At 69.7% G+C, this 446-nt stretch carries 1 protein-coding gene; it reads right to left on the bottom strand.

Features of this window, described 5'->3' with window-relative positions:
* Window positions 1–427, bottom strand: a 427-nt coding sequence (locus KVT32_RS28790) for an AAC(3) family N-acetyltransferase (protein ID WP_217619280.1), incomplete at its 3' end; no start/stop codon positions are given.
* Window positions 428–446: the final 19 nt, after the last annotated feature.

Below are 446 nucleotides of genomic sequence, written 5' to 3'. Positions count from 1 at the left end.
AGGCCGACACGGAATGGGTCGGGTGCACGCTGCGGTGGGTCGCCGCCTGGGTCAGGAAGGTCTCGGGAAGCCGGCCCATGTTGGTGCCGTGGCGGTTCGGGTCGAACACATAGCCTTCCATCTCGCAGGCGGCCTTGACGGTGCCGGCCGGCAGGTAATAGGTCGGCACCAGGAGGGTGCCTTCCGGCCCGGCGGCGTCCTGCAGGGCGCCGACCACCGCCGCTGCGCCGCCCTCGACATAGCCCAGGCTTTTCAGCGACGAGTGCACGAACAGCGTGTCGCCGCGCGCGATGCCCAGGCCCGCCAGGTCGCGCACCAGTTCGGCGCGCGTGACGTGCCGGCTCGAGCGGCGGATCTGCTGTTCGTTGCGGCGCCGGCGCGTACTTTCCAGGACGGCCTTGACGATGTTCTTGAGCGGCTTAAGCATCGCTGACGCTGCCTGCCAG

This window comes from Achromobacter sp. GbtcB20, assembly GCF_019091095.1.
Lineage (GTDB): Bacteria > Pseudomonadota > Gammaproteobacteria > Burkholderiales > Burkholderiaceae_B > Achromobacter > Achromobacter mucicolens.
The sequence above is the reverse complement of the archived record's forward strand: the minus strand, read 5'-3'. Positions and strand labels throughout refer to the sequence as shown.